This window comes from Burkholderia sp. AU4i (genome assembly GCF_000466765.1).
Lineage (GTDB): Bacteria > Pseudomonadota > Gammaproteobacteria > Burkholderiales > Burkholderiaceae > Burkholderia > Burkholderia cepacia.
In genome coordinates, this window is record NZ_ASSI01000169.1 from 1 (window position 1) to 20,026 (window position 20,026).

A 20,026-nucleotide genomic window follows, 5' to 3' on the forward strand; every position below is an offset into this window, starting at 1 on the left:
GGCGCGCGCCCGAGCGGGCGGCGAGCGGATGCGCACGTCGCCGGGCGGGCCGGGCCGCACGCTGAAGAACCTGTTCCAGGAGCGCGGCGTGCCGGCCTGGCAGCGCGACGTGCCGCTCTTGTTCGTGGGCGAGCGGCTGATCTACGTGCCGCGGCTCGGCATCAATCGCGATGTCGGCGCGTCCGGCAGCGAGGCGGCCGGCGACGGCGCCTGGCGCCGGATCGAATGGCGTCCCGACCTGCTGATCGCGTAACGGCGGGCAGGCTTCCGGCGGCGCGATGGCGCGCATTTTCACCATTTGGTAAACAGCGCCGGAACGGCTCCGGACGCGGCGAGCGGCTTGTCAAGCGGGCCTCTATCGGGTACGCTCGGTCGTTTGCTCGGCTCGATTTTTGAGCGATTTGTGCAGGTTTTCCGCGTGACGTACCCGGTTTGCGCGGCCTGATCGGCCTTCCGGGCAAAATCCGTCACGCTTGCGTGTTGCGTCCCAGCCGTCCCCCTCGTCGTCCGTCCACAGCCACAAGCCGCGTGACCGAACGGCTACGCGGCCTGCCCAGCGCGCCCGTGCGGTTTCTCCTCCAGTTCAGAACGACAATGGCACTCATCGTACACAAATACGGCGGCACTTCGATGGGCTCGGTCGAGCGCATCAAGAACGTCGCGAAACGCGTCGCAAAATGGCATCAGGCCGGGCACCAGATGGTGGTCGTGCCTTCGGCGATGTCCGGCGAAACCAACCGTCTGCTCGGTCTTGCGAAAGAGATTTCGAGCCAGCCGAGCCCGCGCGAGCTCGACATGATCGCGTCGACCGGCGAGCAGGTCAGCGTCGGCCTGCTGTCGATCGCGCTGCAGGAAATCGGCGTCGAGGCCGTGAGTTACGCGGGTTGGCAAGTGCCGATCAAGACGGACAGCGCGTTCACGAAAGCGCGCATTCACTCGATCGATGACGAGCGCGTGAAGGCCGACCTTAATGCAGGCAAGGTCGTGATCATCACGGGCTTCCAGGGCGTCGATCCGGACGGCCACATCACGACGCTGGGCCGTGGCGGCTCGGATACGTCGGCGGTGGCGGTCGCGGCTGCGCTGGGTGCCGAAGAGTGCCTGATTTACACGGACGTCGACGGCGTCTACACGACCGACCCGCGCGTCGTCGAAGAGGCGCGACGCCTCGATCGCGTGACGTTCGAGGAAATGCTGGAAATGGCCAGCCTCGGCTCGAAGGTCCTGCAGATCCGCTCGGTCGAATTCGCCGGCAAATACCAGGTGAAGACGCGTGTGCTGTCGAGCCTGACCGATCCGCTGATTGCGCTCGACGAAGAAATGCGCTCGGGCACCCTGATTACTTTTGAAGAAGACGAGACCATGGAAAAGGCAGTCATTTCCGGCATCGCGTTCCAGCGCGACGAAGCACGCATTGCGGTGATGGGCGTGCCCGACAAGCCGGGCATCGCGTATCAGATCCTCGGCCCGGTCGCGGATGCGAACGTCGACGTCGACATGATCATCCAGAACCAGAGCGTCCAGGGCAAGACCGACTTCACGTTCACGGTCGGCCGCGGCGACTACCAGAAGGCGATGGACATCCTCACCAACCAGGTGAAGGGCCATGTGAACGCCGAGCAGGTGCAGGGCGATCCGAAGGTGTCGAAGGTGTCGGTGGTCGGCGTCGGCATGCGTTCGCACGTGGGCGTCGCGAGCAAGATGTTCCGCACGCTGTCGGAAGAGGGCATCAACATCCAGATGATCTCGACGTCCGAAATCAAGATTTCGGTGCTGATCGACGAGAAATACATGGAGCTGGCCGTCCGCGCGCTGCACAAGGCATTCGAACTCGACCAGGCATCGTGAATTTTTCGTGATGCATTGAAGAAAATGCATCACGGAAATTGACGAGCGGTTCGAAACCCTATATTATTTCGTTCTCGTCGCACTGCCTCCCTGGTGCGAGCGAAAGTTTGGGAGACGTGGCCGAGAGGTCGAAGGCACTCCCCTGCTAAGGGAGCATCTGGGCCAAAACCTGGATCGAGGGTTCGAATCCCTCCGTCTCCGCCAAAAGCGGTGACAAAGCCCCGCAAGTTCTCGGACTTGCGGGGCTTTTTCTTTTCCGGTCCGTCGGGCGCGCGATGTGCGATGCGGCTGGATCTCGTCCGCCGGCCGATGTGGGCGTGGTGCTCAATGTCCAATGTGTGCTCGGGTCGAGCGGTGATCGTGCGCGATAGGGCGCGTATCGTCCGGCGCGACTCGAGGTGATGCTCCTGGCGAGCCAGCGTGCCGTTCCGGCTGTCTTCTCTCATCGATTCATCGTTTTGTCGACGACCGCGCGTGTTGCGCTCGGCGGCACGCGACTACCGGCACGCGATGGCCGACGGCATACGCGTGTATTGCGAGCGCCCGCAGATCCTCCGCGGAGGAGTCCACGCGATCGTCGCGCCTCTCGTCGCGATGAAGCAGGGCGGCATTGCTGCTCGTGATCGATCCGTTCTCCGTAGCGCGTGACCCGCCCGCGTTGCGGGATGTCGTGCATGGCCGCGAGAGTGTGGAGAGGGGGCGGCGCGACCCTTCGCTCGATCCGCGTCGAGCAAGACGATGTGAAATAAAAATGAAAGGCGTCTTGTAAGAAATCAGGGCTGCGTTTTCCCCGTCTTGTCCGGTGCCAATCAGCTCGTTCCGACCCTCCGAAACGGCTGGCGGATATCAAAAATGCGGCGCTGCGTCGATTTCTGCAATCTTCCTGATCAAGCAATACAAAAAATTACTCATAAAAATCATAAAGATAAAGTGGGTTGTGGAAATCGATGCTCTGCTGCGCTGCAGAAAATAATCAATCGCCTTATGCTGGTTAACCCGATCGCGTTTGAGCGGCATCAAGCTTTCCCGTGATGCCGCTTTACATTTTGCCAACATTGGCGATTCACGAAATCTTTCTGTCGATTTGATTTCGTTCCTTTCGTCTCGCCTGTCCCCGATGCAGTGCGCGACTTCATCAAGGCCCTGTTGACATGCATGATTTTCCCTTCCTGAGCCTGGCCATCTGGGCTCCGATCCTGTTCGGCGCGTGCCTGCTGCGTGCCGGTTCCGACCATCATCCACGTCGAACGAGGCTGATCGCGCTTGTCGGCGCGCTGGTGGGGCTTGCGGCCGTCGTTCCGCTGGTCGCCGGTTTCGATGCGCACTCGGCCGCGATGCAGTTCGTCGAGAGCCGCAACTGGCTGGCGGCATTCAATTCCGGATGGCGGGTCGGCATCGACGGTGCGTCGCTGTGGCTCGTCGTGCTGACCGCGTTCACGACGCTCGTGGTGGTCGTGGCGTCGTGGGAGTCGGTCACGGTGCGCGTCGCGCAGTACTACGCATCGTTCCTGATCCTTTCGGGGCTGATGGTCGGCGTGTTCGTCGCACAGGACGGGCTACTGTTCTTCATCTTCTTCGAGGCGACGCTGATCCCGCTTTACCTGCTGATCGGCACATGGGGGCGCGAGCGCCGCGTGTACGCGGCCGTGAAGTTCTTCTTCATCTCGTTCGCCGGCTCGCTGTTGCTGCTGATGGCGATGCTGTACCTGTACGCGCAGTCGCACACGTTCGACATGGCCGTGTGGCGCACGCTGCAGCTCGGCTTCGCGCCGCAGTTGCTGGTGTTCCTCGGCTTCTTCGCCGCGTTCGCGGTCAAGGTGCCGATGTGGCCGGTCCACACGTGGCTGAGCGACGTCTATACCGACGGCCCGACCGGCGCGGCGCTGATGCTCGCGATGCTCAAGCTCGGCGGCTACGGGTTCCTGCGCTTCGCGCTGCCGGTGACACCCGACGCGAGCCACTTCTTCGCGCCGGCCGTGATCGCGCTGTCGCTGTTCGCGATCGTCTATGCGAGCCTGATCGCGCTCGCCCAGACCGATCTCGGCAAGCTGCTCGCGTATTCGACGGTCGCGCACATGGGGATCGTCACGCTCGGGCTGTTCCTGTTCAACCGGATCGGCGTCGAAGGCGCGATCGTGCAGCTCGTGTCGTACGGCTTCGTCGCGGGCGCGATGCTGTTGTGCGTGAACGTGCTCGTCGACCGCACGAAGCAGCGCGAGATTGCTGCGTACGGCGGCGTCGCGGGCGTGATGCCGCGCTTCGCGACCTTCACGGTGCTGTTCGCGATGGCCAACGTCGGCCTGCCGGGCACGTCGGGCTTCGTCGGCGAGTTCATGGTCATCATGGGCGCGATCCGCTTCAACTTCTGGATCGGCGCGATCGCGGCTCTGACGCTGATCCTCAGCGCGTCGTACACGCTGTGGATGCTCAAGCGCGTCGTGTTCGGCAAGGTCGCGAGCCAGCGGATCGCGAAGCTCGCCGACCTGAACCGTCGCGAGATCGTGATGTTCGCGTCGCTCGCACTGGTCGTGCTGGCGGTCGGCATCGATCCGAAGCCGTTCACCGACGCGATCGATCCGACTGTCGGAAGGCTGATCCAAGACGCGAGCCATTCGAAGCTGCCGGCGGGGGACAGCCCTGCGCAGCCGCAGCCGTCGTACATGGCATCGACGCGCGGCTGATCGCGGCACGTCGCGCGAGCGGGGCTCATCGCACGGCGGTACAGCCGTTGCGTACACATCGATCTCGGTCCGGCGCAGGTAGCGCCGGGCCCGCTTGCGGCTGCGTGAAATTGCCCCGCGACAATGTGTCTCACAACAGATTCTGCAATGATGATTTTCCGCATTAGCTGGTTCTTCATCGCACTCGCGCGACGTATGATTCGGCCACTTTCGTGGATCGAATGCGCATCGGGCATACGCAAACGGATTCAATGACCCTCGGGCGGTGTGATGAAAAGAAGAGCTTCAAAAGGCGGGGTGGCGCTGATGTCGATCGGCGCGGCCCTGAGCCTGTCAGGATGTAATTTAGATGTACTAAATCCGAAAGGAAGCGTGGGTGCTGCCGAAAAGGCGCTGATCGCGACGTCCACCTGGGCGATGCTGGTCGTTGTCGTGCCGGTGATCCTGCTCACGCTGTGGTTCGCGTGGCGTTACCGCGCATCGAACCGCAGCGCCACCTACGCGCCGAACTGGTCGCACTCGACCGCGATCGAGGTCGTGATCTGGACGGTGCCGACGCTGATCATCCTGTTCCTCGGCGTGCTCACGTGGAAGACCACGCACGAGCTCGACCCGTACAAGCCGCTCGAGTCGTCGGTGAAGCCGATCGACGTCGAAGTCGTCGCGCTCGACTGGAAGTGGCTGTTCATCTATCCGGAACTTGGCATCGCATCGGTGAACCAGCTCGCGATTCCGGTCGGCACGCCGGTGAACTTCCGCATCACGTCGGATTCGGTGATGAACTCGTTCTTCATCCCGCAGCTCGGCGGCCAGGTCTATGCGATGGCCGGCATGCAGACGCGCCTGCACCTGATCGCCGACGAGCCCGGCAACTACGCGGGCACGTCCGCCAACTTCAGCGGCCGCGGCTTCTCCGACATGAAGTTCCGCACGCTCGCCGAGCCGCGCGAACAGTTCGATGCATGGGTGCAGAAGGTGAAGGCCTCGCCCGACCGTCTCGACGCGACCGTGTACGGTACCGTCGCCCAGCCGAGCGAGAAGGCGCCGGTGCGCTACTTCTCGTCGGTCGATCCGCGGCTCTTCCACAACATCATCGCGAAATACAACGATGGCCACGTCCTCGACCTGAAGGACGCCGCCTGCGGCACGAAGGGGTAACGCATGTTCGGCAAACTCACACTCTCGGCGATCCCGTTCGATCAGCCCATCATCATGGGGGCAGGTGCCTTCATGGGGCTGGTCGTGCTGGGCATTCTCGCCGCGCTGACGATCACCGGCCGGTGGAAATGGCTGTGGACGGAATGGCTGACCACGGTCGACCACAAGAGACTCGGCGTGATGTACATCATCGTCGCGCTGATCATGCTGCTGCGCGGCTTCGCCGACGCGATCATGATGCGCATGCAGCTCGCGCTCTCGTACAACGGGCCCGGCTACCTGCCGCCGCACCACTATGATCAGGTCTTCACGGCACACGGCGTGATCATGATCTTCTTCATGGCGATGGTGTTCATGGTCGGCCTGATGAACCTGGTCGTGCCGCTGCAGATCGGCGCGCGCGACGTCGCATTCCCGTTCATCAACTCGCTCTCCTTCTGGATGACGGCCGTCAGTGCGATCCTGATCAACGTGTCGCTCGTGATCGGCGAATTCGCGCAGACGGGCTGGCTCGCGTATCCGCCGCTGTCGGAGCTGCAGTTCAGTCCGGGGGTAGGGGTCGACTACTACCTGTGGGCGCTGCAGATATCGGGCGTCGGCACGCTGCTGACCGGCGTGAACTTCTTCGTGACGATCATCAAGATGCGCGCGCCGGGCATGACACTGATGAAGATGCCGGTGTTCACGTGGACCGCGCTCTGCACGAACGTGCTGATCATGGCGTCGTTCCCGATCCTGACCGCGACGCTCGCGCTGCTCGGCCTCGACCGTTACCTCGGCATGCACTTCTTCACGAACGAAGCCGGCGGCAACGCGATGCTGTACCTGAACCTGATCTGGGCGTGGGGCCATCCGGAGGTGTACATCCTGATCCTGCCGGCGTTCGGGATCTTCTCGGAAGTCATCGCGACGTTCGCGAAGAAGCCGCTGTTCGGCTACAAGACGATGGTGTACGCGACCTGCGCGATCATGGTGCTGTCGTTCCTCGTGTGGCTGCACCACTTCTTCACGATGGGCTCGGGTGCGAACGTGAACGCGTTCTTCGGCATCATGACGATGATCATCGCGATCCCGACCGGCGTGAAGGTGTTCAACTGGCTGTTCACGATGTATCGCGGCCGGATCGAATTCACGACGCCCGTGCTGTGGACGATCGGCTTCATGGTCACGTTCACGATCGGCGGCATGACCGGCGTGATGATGGCGATTCCGGGTGCGGACTTCGTGCTGCACAACAGCCTGTTCCTGATCGCGCACTTCCACAACGTGATCATCGGCGGCGTGCTGTTCGGTTATCTCGCGGGCTTCAACTACTGGTTCCCGAAAGCGTTCGGCTTCAAGCTGAACGAGAAGCTCGGCAAGGCTGCGTTCTGGTTCTGGCAGGTCGGCTTCTACGTCGCGTTCGTGCCGCTCTACGTGCTCGGCTTCATGGGCATGACGCGCCGGCTCAACCACTACGACAACCCGGCCTGGCATCCGTGGCTGCTGGTCGCCGCATTCGGCGCCGTGCTGATCGCGGTCGGCATTGCGTGCCAGTTGCTGCAACTGGTGGTCAGCATCCGCAACCGCAACCTGCCGGCATACCGCGACACGACGGGCGATCCGTGGGGCGGCCGCACGCTGGAGTGGGCGACTTCGTCGCCGCCGGCCGACTACAACTTCGCGGTGATCCCGCAGGTGCGCACGCTCGACGCGTATGCGGACATGAAGGCGCGCGGCGAAGGCCGGCCGAACCCGGCGTCGTTCCGCGACATCCACATGCCGTCGAATACCTGCGCGGGCCTCGTGGTCGCGATCTTCAGCCTTGTGCTCGGCTTCGCGCTGGTGTGGCACATCTGGTGGATGGCGATCGGCGGGCTCGTCGGGATCGTCGCGACACTCGTGATCTACAGCTCGCGCGATAACGACGGTTATTACATCCCTGCGTCGACGGTGCGCAAGACCGAAGACAAGCAGCCGACGCAGCGCGTGGCCGCGCGCGTCGACGACGTGGAACTGGAGGCCAACTGATGTTGCAGAAAACCTTGAGCGCGACCCTGCTCGAGCACGACGACCATCCGCCGTCGCATTCAGTGTTCGGGTTCTGGCTGTACCTGATGACCGACTGCGTGATCTTTGCCGCGCTGTTCGCGACGTTCGCGGTGCTTGGCCAGCAGTATGCGGGCGGCCCGACCGCGAAAGACCTGTTCGACATTCCGGGCGTCGCGGTGGAAACCGCCGCGCTGCTGCTGTCGAGCATCACGTACGGTTTCGCGATGCTCGCCGCGTACAAGCAGCGGCGTGGCGCGCTGCTCGCGTGGCTCGCGGTGACGTTCGTGCTCGGCGCGGCGTTTCTCGTGATGGAACTGCGCGAGTTCTCGCACCTGATCGCGGAAGGCGCGGGCCCGCAACGCAGCGCGTTCCTGTCGGCGTTCTTCACGCTGGTCGGCACGCACGGGCTGCACGTGACGGCCGGGCTGCTGTGGATGATCGTGCTCGCCGGGCAGATCGTGTTTCGCGGCGGCGACCTGACCGATCGCGACCTGCGACGCCTGACGTGCCTGAGCCTCTTCTGGCACTTCCTCGACATCGTGTGGATCTGCGTGTTTTCCTTTGTCTATCTCGCGAGCGTGATCTAAATGGCCCATTCGCATTCGTCTCAACTCGAAGAAGGGCACGGCAGTGTCGGCGGTTATGTCGCCGGCTTCATCCTGTCGGTGCTGCTCACGGCCGCGTCGTTCGGCCTCGTGATGGGCGGCGTGCTGTCGCCGCACGCGTCGCTGATCGCGCTTGCCGTGCTCGCGTTCGTGCAGATCGTCGTGCACCTCGTGTACTTCCTGCACATGAACGGCTCGTCGGGCCAGCGCTGGAATGTGATGGCGTTCAGCTACACGGTGCTGACCGCGGCGATCCTGATCGTCGGCACGCTGTGGGTGATGCACAACGTCAGCATGAACATGATGTCGCGCTGAGCGGCATCGCGGCGCGATGCGTCGACCGGAGAAGCGGCACGAAGGTGCCGCTTTTTTTTCGTCCGCGAGAAGGGCGCCGCGGCCCGCCAGGGCGGTACCGGGCGGGCGTCGACTGTGTGATTCGGCGCGCGCATGGCCGTTGCGAACGCCGATCGGCGAAGGCGGAAGGGCGCCTGGACGCCTCCGTCGGGCCGTCGATTGTTACAAGACGTTAGCGCAAGCTTGCCGTTGCGATGCCGCGCATCAGTTCTTACAAACTTGAAATATGCGGGGGCAACGCTTGCCGTTATAGTCGAATCACACATCCAACAACCCCCAAAGAGGAATCCATGAAGACCTTGCGTATTGCCTCGCTCTTGACCGGTATGACGGCCTTGCTCGTGTCGGGCGCAGCAATGGCGGGAGTCAATGTCGGGATCAATCTCGGCGTTCCGGCACCGGTCTACGTCGCGCCCGCACCTGTGTATGCGCCGCCGCCTCCGCCGCCGGTCGTCTATCAGCCTGCGCCGGTCTATGCGCCGGCACCCGTCTACGCACCGGCGCCGACTATCGTGATCGGCTGGCATGGCGACCGCTACTGGGACGGCCGTCGCTACTGGGGCCGCGACGAGTGGTACCGCCGTCACGGCGGCCGCCCCGGCTGGGATCGCGGTCACGGCCATTGGGACAACGGTCGCCACAACGGCTGGCGTTGATCGACAGGGCGCACGCGTGATGTGCGCGCAACGTCCGCCGATGAAGAAACCGCCTGCATGGCGGTTTTCTTTTGGCCCGACGGATTGAATGGGTAGAATCGTCCCTCGTTACTACCCTCATTCGACCGACAGGGCCTCTATGACGAAGGGTTCGCCCCGGGCCGCCGGGCGTGTCCGCCGTGCCGTACGGGTTGCCGGCCGCACGGCCGCGGTATTCGTGTTGCAGGCGGCGCTGGCCGCGACCGCCGCGCACGCGGCCTACGCCATTGCGCAGTACGGCGAGCCGAAGTATCCGCCGGGCTTCAGGCATTTCGACTACGTCAACCCCGACGCGCCGAAGGGCGGCACGCTCGTGCTCGCGAACCCCAACCGGCTGACCTCGTTCGACAAGTTCAACCCGTTTACGATGCGCGGCAATCCCGCGCCGGGCATCGACATGCTGTTCGAGAGCCTCGCGACCGGCAGCTCGGACGAGCCGGCGTCGGCGTACGGGCTGCTCGCCGACGACATCGACATCGCACCGGATCGCCGTTCGGTCACGTTCCACCTGAATCCGCGCGCGCGCTTTTCCAATGGCGACCCGGTCACGGCCGACGACGTCAAGTTCTCGTTCGACACACTGAAGAGCAAGCTGGCCGCGCCGCAGTTCGGCGCGTATTTCGCGGAAATCACGAAGGCCGTGGTGGTTGATCCTGCCACCGTGCGTTTCGAGTTCCGCAGCGCGAATCGTGAACTGCCGCTGATCGCCGGCGGCGTGCCGGTGTTTTCGCGCAAGTGGGGATTGCGCGCGGACGGCTCGCGCATCCCGTTCGACCAGCTCGCGTTCGAGCAACCGATCGGCAGCGGCCCGTACCTGATCGAGCGCTACGACAACGGCCGGACGATCACTTACCGGCGCAACCCGGCGTACTGGGGTGCCGACCTGCCGGTGCGGGTGGGCACCAACAACTTCGAACGGATCGTCTACAAGCTGTACGGCGATGGCGTTGCGCGGCTTGAAGCGTTCAAGGCGGGCGAATACGATGTGCTCGTCGAGTACATCGCGCGCAACTGGACGCGCCGCGACGTCGGCAAGCGTTTCGACAGCGGCGAGCTCGTCAAGCGCGAATTCCGCCAGCACAACGGCGCCGGCATGCAGGGCTTCTTCATGAACCTGCGCCGGCCGCTGTTTCGCGACGTGCGCGTACGCCAGGCGCTCGACCTTGCGTTCGACTTCGAATGGCTGAACCGCCAGCTGTTCTACAGCGCCTACACGCGTCTGGACAGCTACTTCGCCGACACCGACCTGCAGGCGACCGGCACGCCCGGCCCCGGCGAGCTGAAGTTGCTGGAGCCGCTGCGCGCGCAGCTCGACCCGGCCGTGTTCGGGCCGATGGTCACTCAGCCGGACACGAATCCGCCGGGCTCGCTGCGCGCGAACCTGCTGAAGGCGCGCACGCTGCTCGCGCAGGCCGGCTGGACCTATCGCGACGGCGCGCTGCGCAATGCGAAAGGCGAGCCGTTCACGTTCGAGATCCTCGACGATTCGGGCGCCGCGATGGAAGGTGTCGTGACGGCCTATCAGCGCAATCTGGCGAAGCTCGGCATCGATGCACGCTTTCGCACGGCCGATTTCGCGCTGCTGCAAAAGCGCCTCGACGCGTTCGACTACGACATGACGACGATCCGCCTGCCGGGCGTGCAGGTGCCGGGGGCCGAGCAATACTCGCGTTACGCCAGCAAGTTCGCCGACGAGCCGGGCTCCGACAACTTCATCGGGCTGAAGTCACCGGCCGTCGACGCGCTGCTGCACGCACTCGGCACCGCGCAGTCGCGCGACGAATTGCTCGATGCGACACACGCGCTCGACCGCGTGCTGATGCATGGCTACTACGCGGTCCCGCAGTGGTACAGCACGACGCACCGGATCGCGTACAAGCGCACGCTCGGCTACCCGCAGACGCTGCCGCTGTACTATTCGGCCGAGGGCTGGGTCGTGTCGACCTGGTGGGCGAAGCCCGATCACTAAGCCACGCCGCCCCTACGTCCAACCCTGCCTACCGATCGCGAGTCGACGCCCATGTGGAGCTACATCCTCAAACGCCTGCTGCTGATGATCCCGACGCTCATCGGTGTGCTGACGCTCACGTTCGCGGTGATCCAGTTCGTACCGGGCGGCCCCGTCGAACAGGCCGTGCAGGAATTGCGCAAGGGCGCGACGGAGCAGGGTGCGGTGCCGTTCGGGATGCGCGCGCACACCGGCGTCGACGCGCAGCAGCTCGCGCAGCTGAAGGCGTTGTACGGTTTCGACAAACCGCCGCTCGAACGCTACTGGCTGATGCTGAAGCGCTTCGCGCGCTTCGATCTCGGCGACAGCTACTTCCGCCACCAGAGCGTGTGGTCGCTGGTCGTGCAGAAGCTGCCCGTGTCGATCAGCATCGGGCTGTGGACGTTCTTCCTCACGTACCTGATCTCGGTGCCGCTGGGCATCGCGAAGGCCGTGCGCAACGGTTCGCCGTTCGACGTCGCGACGAGCCTCGTCGTGCTCGTCGGTTATGCGATTCCGGGCTTCGTGCTCGGCGTGCTGCTGCTCGTGCTGTTCGGCGGTGGCTCGTTCTGGCAGCTTTTCCCGCTGCGCGGGCTCACGTCGGACAACTTCGCCCAGCTGTCGCTCGTCGGCAAGGTGCTCGACTACCTGTGGCACATCGCGCTGCCGATCACGGCGTCGGTCGTCGGCAGCTTCGCGGTCGTCACGATGCTCACGAAGAATGCGTTCCTCGACCAGATCCGCCGGCAATACGTGCTGACCGCGCGCGCGAAAGGGCTCTCCGAGCGCAGCGTGCTGTGGAAGCACGTGTTCCGCAACGCGATGCTGCCGCTGATCGTCGGTTTCCCGGCCGCGTTCATCGGCGCGTTCTTCACGGGCAGCCTGCTGATCGAGACGCTGTTCTCGCTCGACGGCCTCGGGCTGCTGTCGTACGAATCGGTCGTGCGGCGCGACTATCCGGTCGTGCTCGGCACGCTGTACCTGTTCACGCTGATCGGCCTTGCGACCAAGCTGATCTCCGATCTCTGCTATGTGTGGGTCGATCCGCGCATTCAATTCGACACCCTGGAGCGCTGACATGAAACCGTCCGTCTGCATGCCCGGCGTCACCGGGCGAGGTGCGCGATGAACCGGGCCGTCGTGTCGTCCCGCATCGACGCGGCGCGCGCCCGCGTGTCGCCGTCTCCCGCGCGCCGCGTATGGCAGCGCTTCAGGCAGCAGCGCCTCGGCTACTGGAGCTTCGTGATCTTCGTCGTCGCGTTCGCCGCGAGCCTCGCGGCGCCGCTGTGGTCGAACGACAAGCCGCTCGTCGTGCGTTACGACGGCCAGACCTATTTCCCGATGTTCCATGCGTATCCGGAGACGACCTTCGGCGGCGATTTCCCGACGCCGGCCGACTATCTCGACCCGTATGTGCGCAAGCGGCTCGAGGCGCCCGGCAACTTCGTCGTCTACCCGCCGAACCGTTACTACTACGACACGCTGAACTACTTCTCGAACGTGCCGAACCCCGCGCCGCCGTCGCGCGCGAACTGGCTCGGCACGGACGCGCAGGGCCGCGACCTGCTCGCCCGGCTCGTGTACGGGTTCCGCGTGTCGGTCGAGTTCGGGCTGATCCTGACCGTGATCGGCACGCTGCTCGGGATCGCCGCGGGCGCCGTGCAGGGCTTCTTCGGCGGGCGCATCGACATCGTCGGGCAGCGCCTGATCGAGATCTGGAGTTCGCTGCCCGAGCTGTACCTGCTGATCATCTTCGCGTCGATCTTCGAGCCGAGTTTCCTGCTGCTGATCGTGCTGCTGTCGCTGTTCGGCTGGATCGGGCTCGCCGACTACGTGCGCGCGGAATTCCTGCGCAACCGCACGCAGGACTACGTGCGCGCGGCGCGCGCGATGGGGCTCACGAACTGGCAGATCATCTGGCGCCATGTGCTGCCGAACAGCCTCACGCCGGTGATCACGTTCCTGCCGTTCCGGATGAGCGGCTCGATCCTCGCGCTCACGAGCCTCGATTTCCTCGGGCTCGGCGTGCCGCCGCCGACTCCGAGCCTCGGCGAACTGCTCGCGCAGGGCAAGGGCAACCTCGACGCATGGTGGATCTCGTTGTCGACCTTCGGCGTGCTGGTCACGACGCTGCTGCTGCTGACCTTCATGGGCGACGCGCTGCGCAACGCACTCGATACGCGGATCGCCGATTCGGTGCGCGCGGCGGGAGGCCAGCGATGAGCGAGGCGGTCGTATCGACGCAGCATGAGCCGCTGCTGGCGCTCGAGCATCTGCATGTACGCTTCGGCGACACGGTCGCGGTGGACGACGTGACGCTCGAGATCGGTCGCGGCGAGCGCGTGGCGCTGGTCGGCGAATCGGGTTCCGGCAAGAGCGTGACCGCGCTGTCGATCCTGAGGCTGCTGCGCGACGCCGACGTGAGCGGGGCGATCCGCTTCGCGGGGCAGGACCTGGCTGGCAAGAGCGAGCGCGAGATGCGCGGGCTGCGCGGCTCGGACATCGCGATGATCTTCCAGGAACCGATGACGGCGCTCAACCCGCTGTATACGATCGGCGTGCAGATCGGCGAGACGATCGTGCTGCACGACGGCGTATCGGCGGTCGAGGCGCGCAAGCGTGCGATCGCTCTGCTGGCGCGCACGGGCATCGCGGAGCCGGAGAAGCGTGTCGACAGCTATCCGCACCAGTTGTCGGGCGGCCAGCGGCAGCGCGCGATGATCGCGATGGCGCTTGCCTGCCGGCCGCGCCTGCTGCTGGCCGACGAGCCGACCACCGCGCTCGACGTGACGATCCGCGCGCAGATCGTCGACCTGCTGCTGGAGCTGCAGCGCGAGGAAGCGGAAAAGCGCGGGATGGCGATCCTGCTGATCACGCACGACCTGAATCTCGTGCGGCACTTCGCGGATCGCGTCGCGGTGATGGAGCACGGCCGGCTCGTCGAGAGCGGGCCGGTCGAGCGGATCTTCGCGGAACCCGAGCATCCGTATACGCAGCGGCTGCTGAACAGCCGGCCGCAACGCGCGGTCGCTCCGGTGATGCCGATCGCGCCCGTCGTGCTCGATGCTCGCCACGTGAGCGTGCAGTTCGCGCGCAAGCGGCCGGGCATCGCGGGCTGGTTCGGCTCGGTACCCGTGACGGCTGTCGCGGATGTGTCGGTGTCGGTGCGGCAGGGCGAGACGCTCGGCATCGTCGGTGAATCGGGATCCGGGAAGTCGACGCTCGCGATGGCGCTGCTCGGCCTGCAAAAGACGGCCGGCGGCACGATCGAATTCCAGGGGCGCGCGCTGTCGACCTATCGAGGCCGCGAACAGACCGCCCTGCGCTCGAACATGCAGGTGGTCTTTCAGGATCCGTTCAGTTCGCTTTCTCCGCGTCACACGATCGAGCGGATCGTCGGCGAGGGGCTCGAACTGCATCGCCCGGACATGACGCCCGATGCGCGTCGCGCGAAGTCGCTCGCGGTGCTGCGCGAAGTCGGCCTCGACCGCACGGTGCTGCACCGTTATCCGCACGAATTCTCGGGCGGGCAGCGCCAGCGGATCGCGATCGCGCGCGCGCTGGTGCTGGAACCGCGCATCCTGATCCTCGACGAGCCGACGTCCGCGCTCGACGTGTCGATCCAGCAGCAGGTGCTCAAGCTGCTCGCGAATTTGCAACAGAAATACAACCTCGGCTATGTATTCATCAGCCACGACCTGGAGGTGATCGGGGCGATGGCGCACCGCGTCGCGGTGATGCAGGGCGGGGCCGTCGTCGAGTCGGGAGAGGTGGCCGACATCTTCAGCAGACCGTCACATCCTTACACACAAAAGCTGTTGAAAGCGGTCTGGAAAGCGTGATAGGCCGCCAATGGTCTGACCATCTCGATTGTATTTATTAATTTGTTTTGACAAACGATTACGCGCTGGCTAGTATCGACCGAAATTTTCCGCCAATCAGCTGATTTTTAAGCACATTCCATCGACCAATGCAGCATCGATCCCTGACCCAGGCATGCGCGCGCACCATCGCCGGGCTGTTCATCGGCGCCCTGTTCGCAGCAGCACCCGGCGCGTTCGCCGACGAAGTCAGCAGTTTTAACCAGAATGTCACCAATTCGACGCAGAACGCGTCGAATTCCTCCCTCCAGCAGACCAGCGCGCAGCCGTCGGGCGGCGGCGCGAAGTCGTTCCTCGCCGGCATGGCCGGCAAGGCGGGCGACGTGGTCGTCGGCGCGCTGAACATGATCGGCGTGCGCTATCGCTGGGGCGGCAACTCGCCGGATTCGGGCCTCGACTGCAGCGGCTTCGTGCGCTACGTGTTCCAGGACACCCTCGGGATGTCGCTGCCGCGTCGAGCGGAAGAGATGAGCCGCGTCGGCGAGAAGGTGAGCATGAGCAACCTCAAGCCGGGCGATCTCGTGTTCTTCAACACGATGCGCCGCACGTTCTCGCACGTCGGCATCTACATCGGCGACAACAAGTTCGTGCACTCGCCGTCGACGGGCAGCACCATCCGCGTCGACGATCTCGATAGCGGCTACTGGGAAAAGCGTTTCACCGGCGCGCGCCGGCTTGAGTCGGAGTTCCCGATGAAGCCGGAAGATCTGCGTCAGCGCGTGCGCGCGACGATTGGCGACGATTCGGCGAACGGCAACAACTGACGTTCGACGGCCGGTCCGGCCGGATCGAAAAAACCCTGTCACCGAAAGGCGGCAGGGTTTTTTGTTTTGGGGCGATGCAAACGGTGAATGACCGTCGCGCCGTCGTTTGCGGGCCGGCGGCGCGCGCCGGCCTGCGCGTCGCGTGCTTACGCGGCGGCCACGCCGCGCGCTGCCGCGAGCTTGCGCTGCAGTTCCGGCATGATGCGCGCGACGGCTTCCTCGCCTGCAAGAATGGCCGCGTTGCGCTGGTTGAAGTCGCTGCCGCCCATGGCCGCGAGGTTCGGGCGGATCACGACGTCGGCGTACTTTTCGAGCTCGTAGGTCTTGATCGTCTGGCCCATGATCGTGAAGGTCTGCAGCAGCATCTCGATCGGGTTGTTGGTTGCCGCGCCGTCCGGCCGGGCCGAGATGTCGACCGCGATCACGAAGCTCGCGCCCATCTTGCGCGCATACGACGCCGGCACGGGGCTCACGAGGCCGCCGTCGACATATTCGCGGTTGCCGATCTTCACCGGTTCGAACACCGACGGCACGCTGCACGACGCACGCACCGCGAGCCCCGTGTTGCCTTGCTGGAACAGGATCGGCTGACCGCTCTGCAGATCGGTCGCGACAATACCGAGCGGCTTCGCCATCTTCTCGATCGGCCGGTTGTTGAGCGTCTTGTTCAGGAAGTTCTGCAGCGCCACGCCCTGCAGCAGCCCGCGCGAACGGAACGGCAGCGCCCAGTCGCTGATCGCCGCCTGGTCCATGTCGAGCGCGATCTTGTTGATCTGCAGTGCGCTCATGCCCGACGCATACAGTGCGCCGACCACCGAGCCCGCGCTCGTGCCCGCGACGATTTCGACCGGGATGCCGCGCGCCTCGAGCGCCTTCAGCACGCCGATGTGCGAGAAGCCGCGCGCGGCGCCGCCGCCGAGCGCGATGCCGATCTTCACCGGCTTCTCGCGCGGCTGCGTGGCGCCGGACGTATTGTCCGAACGGGATTTGTCGCCGAACGACGTGCAGGCGGCGAGGCTGGCGGACGCGGCGGCGATCGTGAAGTGGCGGCGCGACAGGCGAGGGGACGACATCGAATGGTTCTCCGGCGGCTTGGCGGCGGGTCACACGGCCCGCGGCGGCGATAGGTTCCGAGCGGCCGCGCGGCAGGTTCCGTGCGGCCGGCGCCGCGCCGGCTGGCGGCCGCGGCGCGCACATCATAAAGCAAGCGGCGCGCTTGGCGCGATGTCCGGCGCGAGTATAATTCCGGCTTCTTTCCCGTTCCGGGCGCGGCCGGCCCCGTTGCTGTCCGGGCTGCCGCCGTCGATCCCGCGTCGAATCATTCATGCGCCCCAGGCGTTCGAGTTACCGTTTATGACCCGTCCTGTCCGTACCCGCTTCGCGCCGAGTCCCACCGGCTTCATCCACCTCGGCAACATCCGCTCCGCGCTCTATCCGTGGGCGTTCGCCCGCAAGATGAAGGGCACGTTCGTGCTGCGCATCGAGGACACCGACGTCGAGCGCTCGTCGCAGGAAGCGGTCGACGCGATCCTCGAAGGGATGCAATGGCTCGGCCTGGATTTCGACGAAGGCCCGATCTACCAGATGCAGCGGATGGACCGCTATCGCGAGGTGCTCGCGCAGATGCTGGAGAAGGGGCTTGCCTACCCGTGCTACATGTCGGCCGAGGAGCTCGACGCGCTGCGCGAACGCCAGCGCGAGGCCGGCCTGAAGCCGCGCTACGACGGCACGTGGCGTCCGGAGCCCGGCAAGGTGCTGCCGGAGCCGCCGGCCGGCGTGAAGCCGGTGCTGCGTTTCCGCAATCCGCTGACGGGCACGGTCGTGTGGGATGACGCGGTGAAGGGGCGTGTCGAGATTTCGAACGAGGAACTCGACGACCTCGTGATCGCGCGCCCGGACGGCACGCCGATCTACAACTTCTGCGTGGTGGTGGACGACATGGACATGGGCATCACGCACGTGATCCGTGGCGACGACCACGTGAACAACACGCCGCGCCAGATCAACATCCTGAATGCGCTCGGCGGCGAGGCGCCGGTCTACGCGCACCTGCCGACCGTGCTGAACGAGCAGGGCGAGAAGATGAGCAAGCGGCATGGCGCGATGAGCGTGATGGCGTATCGCGACGCGGGTTTCCTGCCCGAAGCGGTCGTCAACTATCTCGCGCGCCTCGGCTGGTCGCACGGCGATGCCGAGATTTTCTCGCGTGAGCAGTTCGTCGAATGGTTCGATCTCGAGCATCTCGGCAAGTCGCCCGCGCAATACGACCACAGCAAGCTGAGCTGGCTGAACGCGCATTACATCAAGGAAGCCGACAACGCGCGCCTCGCCGAGCTGGCCAAGCCGTTCCTCGCCGCACTCGGCGTCGACGATGCGGCGATCGCCACGGGCCCGGCGCTCGATGCCGTGGTCGGGCTGATGAAGGATCGCGCGACGACGGTCAAGGAGATCGCGGAAGGCGCTGCGATGTTCTACCGTGTGCCGGCACCGGAGGCCGATGCGCTTGCGCAGCACGTGACCGATGCGGTGCGTCCGGCGCTGGCCGATCTCGTCGCTGCGCTGAAAGCGGCCGACTGGACGAAGGAGGCCGTATCCGCCGCGCTGAAGGCGACGCTCGGCACGCACAAGCTGAAGATGCCGCAACTCGCGATGCCGGTGCGCCTGCTGGTGGCGGGGACGACGCACACGCCGTCGATCGACGCGGTGCTCGTCCTGTTCGGTCGCGATGTCGTGGTGTCGCGCATCGAGGCCGCGCTGGCCTGAGATTCGGGGGCGAGCGAAGCCGCCCGTGCGTGACATCGCGGCGGCTTCGCAAAAAATTTCGCTCCAATCGCAAAAAGGGTATTTACAAGTTCAAAGTAGCTCCATATAATCTCATTTCTGTTCTGCAAGGGGGTATAGCTCAGCTGGGAGAGCGCTTGCATGGCATGCAAGAGGTCAGCGGTTCGATCCCGCTTACCTCCACCATCAGAACAAGCTGAGTTGATTTGCGAAGCAAGTAGGGTAGTAATAAATGCTTCACAAAATGATTCAAAGCAGTTAGAATTTCGGCCTTCGCTGTTGATTGAAAAGTGAATAGCGAAAGTCAGACAAATCTGAAAAGATTTTGTCCCCTTCGTCTAGAGGCCTAGGACATCACCCTTTCACGGTGAGTACAGGGGTTCGAATCCCCTAGGGGACGCCAGGATTCAGCGGCGTTTCGTAGAAGTGTCGCAAGGCTCGCAGGAACGTAACCGACGTCCTGCGGGTTGGGTAAGAAAGCTGGAGCGGTAGTTCAGTCGGTTAGAATACCGGCCTGTCACGCCGGGGGTCGCGGGTTCGAGTCCCGTCCGCTCCGCCAGAACGAAGCCCGTTCAAGACGTTTTTGAGCGGGCTTTTGTATTAAAGATGTAAGCAGTACGTTGTCCCCTTCGTCTAGAGGCCTAGGACATCACCCTTTCACGGTGAGTACAGGGGTTCGAATCCCCTAGGGGACGCCAGGATTCAGCGGCGTTTCGTAGAAGTGCCGCATCGCTTGCAGGAGCGTGACAAGATCCTGCAGGCGAGGGTAAGAAAAGCTGGAGCGGTAGTTCAGTTGGTTAGAATACCGGCCTGTCACGCCGGGGGTCGCGGGTTCGAGCCCCGTCCGCTCCGCCAGAACGAAGCCCGTTCAAAGAACGTTTTTTGAACGGGCTTTTGCATTAAGGATGTAAGCAGTACGTTGTCCCCTTCGTCTAGAGGCCTAGGACATCACCCTTTCACGGTGAGTACAGGGGTTCGAATCCCCTAGGGGACGCCAGATTTCGGCGTCGTTCGAACAAACGATGCGCCGGCAGGAAGCAACCGACGCCTGCCAGGCAAGCAGCAAGACTGGAGCGGTAGTTCAGTCGGTTAGAATACCGGCCTGTCACGCCGGGGGTCGCGGGTTCGAGTCCCGTCCGCTCCGCCAAAAAATGAAGAAGCCCGCCTCGTGCGGGCTTTTTCATTTGTATCGTCGGTTGCGCCCGCTGGCGGGCGCGTGACCGCGGAGCGGAGGAAGCCGC

At 64.4% G+C, this 20,026-nt stretch carries 17 protein-coding genes and 9 tRNA genes; 22 read left to right on the forward strand and 4 right to left on the reverse strand.

The window, feature by feature from the left end; all coding sequences use genetic code 11:
- From tilS to L810_RS32565, 3 genes are all read left to right on the forward strand, one after another.
- Nucleotides 1-253: tRNA lysidine(34) synthetase TilS (gene tilS, locus L810_RS32555; protein ID WP_042977069.1), on the forward strand; the 253-nt coding region annotated here is incomplete at its 5' end.
- Nucleotides 254-594: 341 nt separating this feature from the next.
- On the forward strand, nucleotides 595-1,848 hold the full coding sequence (locus tag L810_RS32560; RefSeq protein WP_027787050.1) for an aspartate kinase: 1,254 nt from the start codon (nucleotides 595-597) through the stop codon (nucleotides 1,846-1,848).
- 110 nt (nucleotides 1,849-1,958) lie between these two features.
- Nucleotides 1,959-2,052: transfer RNA gene (locus tag L810_RS32565), tRNA-Ser, on the forward strand.
- Between the two features lie 642 nt (nucleotides 2,053-2,694).
- On the opposite strand, the gene L810_RS46095 is transcribed toward L810_RS32565, so the two are convergent.
- A complete protein-coding gene (locus L810_RS46095; RefSeq protein ID WP_162175307.1) occupies nucleotides 2,695-2,865 on the reverse strand; it encodes a hypothetical protein in 171 nt (56 codons plus the stop codon).
- 134 nt (nucleotides 2,866-2,999) lie between these two features.
- Between L810_RS46095 and L810_RS32570 the strand changes: the two genes are divergently transcribed.
- From L810_RS32570 to L810_RS32595, 6 genes are all read left to right on the forward strand, one after another.
- A complete protein-coding gene (locus L810_RS32570) occupies nucleotides 3,000-4,529 on the forward strand; it encodes a complex I subunit 4 family protein (protein ID WP_021162478.1) in 1,530 nt (509 codons plus the stop codon).
- Between the two features lie 270 nt (nucleotides 4,530-4,799).
- Nucleotides 4,800-5,687 carry a ubiquinol oxidase subunit II gene (cyoA, locus tag L810_RS32575; protein ID WP_042977071.1) on the forward strand — a complete coding sequence of 296 codons (888 nt, stop codon included), beginning with the start codon at nucleotides 4,800-4,802 and terminating at the stop codon, nucleotides 5,685-5,687.
- A gap of 3 nt (nucleotides 5,688-5,690) precedes the next feature.
- Nucleotides 5,691-7,697, forward strand: coding sequence for a cytochrome o ubiquinol oxidase subunit I (cyoB, locus tag L810_RS32580; protein WP_021162481.1), 2,007 nt, complete (start codon nucleotides 5,691-5,693; stop codon nucleotides 7,695-7,697).
- Complete coding sequence (gene cyoC, locus L810_RS32585; RefSeq protein WP_021162482.1) at nucleotides 7,697-8,305, forward strand: cytochrome o ubiquinol oxidase subunit III; 609 nt, start codon at nucleotides 7,697-7,699, stop codon at nucleotides 8,303-8,305. The genes cyoB and cyoC overlap by 1 nt, the downstream gene beginning before the upstream one ends.
- Complete coding sequence (cyoD, locus tag L810_RS32590; RefSeq protein WP_011352504.1) at nucleotides 8,306-8,638, forward strand: cytochrome o ubiquinol oxidase subunit IV; 333 nt, start codon at nucleotides 8,306-8,308, stop codon at nucleotides 8,636-8,638.
- A gap of 329 nt (nucleotides 8,639-8,967) precedes the next feature.
- A complete protein-coding gene (locus L810_RS32595) occupies nucleotides 8,968-9,333 on the forward strand; it encodes a hypothetical protein (protein WP_021162483.1) in 366 nt (121 codons plus the stop codon).
- Nucleotides 9,334-9,648: 315 nt separating this feature from the next.
- Here the strand turns inward: L810_RS32595 and L810_RS47665 are convergent, their stop codons facing one another.
- Together L810_RS47665 and L810_RS47670 are read right to left on the reverse strand one after the other, a co-directional pair.
- Nucleotides 9,649-10,032, reverse strand: coding sequence for a hypothetical protein (locus L810_RS47665; RefSeq protein ID WP_155648159.1), 384 nt, complete (start codon nucleotides 10,030-10,032; stop codon nucleotides 9,649-9,651).
- Nucleotides 10,033-10,455: 423 nt separating this feature from the next.
- Nucleotides 10,456-10,582 (reverse strand) — tRNA-Arg (locus L810_RS47670).
- Nucleotides 10,583-10,657: 75 nt separating this feature from the next.
- Here L810_RS47670 and L810_RS47675 point away from each other — a divergent pair.
- From L810_RS47675 to L810_RS32620, 5 genes are all read left to right on the forward strand, one after another.
- Nucleotides 10,658-11,341: an ABC transporter substrate-binding protein gene (locus tag L810_RS47675; RefSeq protein ID WP_148712287.1), complete on the forward strand. Its 684-nt coding sequence runs from the start codon at nucleotides 10,658-10,660 to the stop codon at nucleotides 11,339-11,341.
- Between the two features lie 51 nt (nucleotides 11,342-11,392).
- A complete protein-coding gene (locus tag L810_RS32605; protein WP_042977074.1) occupies nucleotides 11,393-12,436 on the forward strand; it encodes a microcin C ABC transporter permease YejB in 1,044 nt (347 codons plus the stop codon).
- Nucleotides 12,437-12,484: 48 nt separating this feature from the next.
- Nucleotides 12,485-13,582: an ABC transporter permease gene (locus tag L810_RS32610; protein ID WP_021162484.1), complete on the forward strand. Its 1,098-nt coding sequence runs from the start codon at nucleotides 12,485-12,487 to the stop codon at nucleotides 13,580-13,582.
- Nucleotides 13,579-15,201, forward strand: coding sequence for an ABC transporter ATP-binding protein (locus L810_RS32615; RefSeq protein ID WP_021162485.1), 1,623 nt, complete (start codon nucleotides 13,579-13,581; stop codon nucleotides 15,199-15,201). The genes L810_RS32610 and L810_RS32615 overlap by 4 nt, the downstream gene beginning before the upstream one ends.
- A 128-nt stretch (nucleotides 15,202-15,329) precedes the next feature.
- Nucleotides 15,330-16,004 carry a C40 family peptidase gene (locus L810_RS32620; RefSeq protein ID WP_021162486.1) on the forward strand — a complete coding sequence of 225 codons (675 nt, stop codon included), beginning with the start codon at nucleotides 15,330-15,332 and terminating at the stop codon, nucleotides 16,002-16,004.
- 146 nt (nucleotides 16,005-16,150) lie between these two features.
- Here the strand turns inward: L810_RS32620 and L810_RS32625 are convergent, their stop codons facing one another.
- A complete protein-coding gene (locus L810_RS32625) occupies nucleotides 16,151-17,077 on the reverse strand; it encodes a patatin-like phospholipase family protein (protein WP_021162487.1) in 927 nt (308 codons plus the stop codon).
- Between the two features lie 280 nt (nucleotides 17,078-17,357).
- Here L810_RS32625 and gltX point away from each other — a divergent pair, with 280 nt between their 5' ends.
- The 8 genes from gltX (at nucleotide 17,358) to L810_RS32665 (ending at nucleotide 19,932) form a co-directional block, all read left to right on the forward strand.
- Nucleotides 17,358-18,767: a glutamate--tRNA ligase gene (gene gltX / locus L810_RS32630; RefSeq protein ID WP_042977076.1), complete on the forward strand. Its 1,410-nt coding sequence runs from the start codon at nucleotides 17,358-17,360 to the stop codon at nucleotides 18,765-18,767.
- 128 nt (nucleotides 18,768-18,895) lie between these two features.
- Nucleotides 18,896-18,971, forward strand: a tRNA-Ala gene (locus L810_RS32635).
- Between the two features lie 141 nt (nucleotides 18,972-19,112).
- Nucleotides 19,113-19,188: transfer RNA gene (locus L810_RS32640), tRNA-Glu, on the forward strand.
- A gap of 79 nt (nucleotides 19,189-19,267) precedes the next feature.
- Nucleotides 19,268-19,344 (forward strand) — tRNA-Asp (locus tag L810_RS32645).
- A gap of 63 nt (nucleotides 19,345-19,407) precedes the next feature.
- Nucleotides 19,408-19,483, forward strand: a tRNA-Glu gene (locus L810_RS32650).
- 80 nt (nucleotides 19,484-19,563) lie between these two features.
- Nucleotides 19,564-19,640: transfer RNA gene (locus tag L810_RS32655), tRNA-Asp, on the forward strand.
- A gap of 66 nt (nucleotides 19,641-19,706) precedes the next feature.
- Nucleotides 19,707-19,782: transfer RNA gene (locus tag L810_RS32660), tRNA-Glu, on the forward strand.
- Between the two features lie 73 nt (nucleotides 19,783-19,855).
- Nucleotides 19,856-19,932: transfer RNA gene (locus L810_RS32665), tRNA-Asp, on the forward strand.
- The last annotated feature ends 94 nt before the right edge of the window (nucleotides 19,933-20,026 follow it).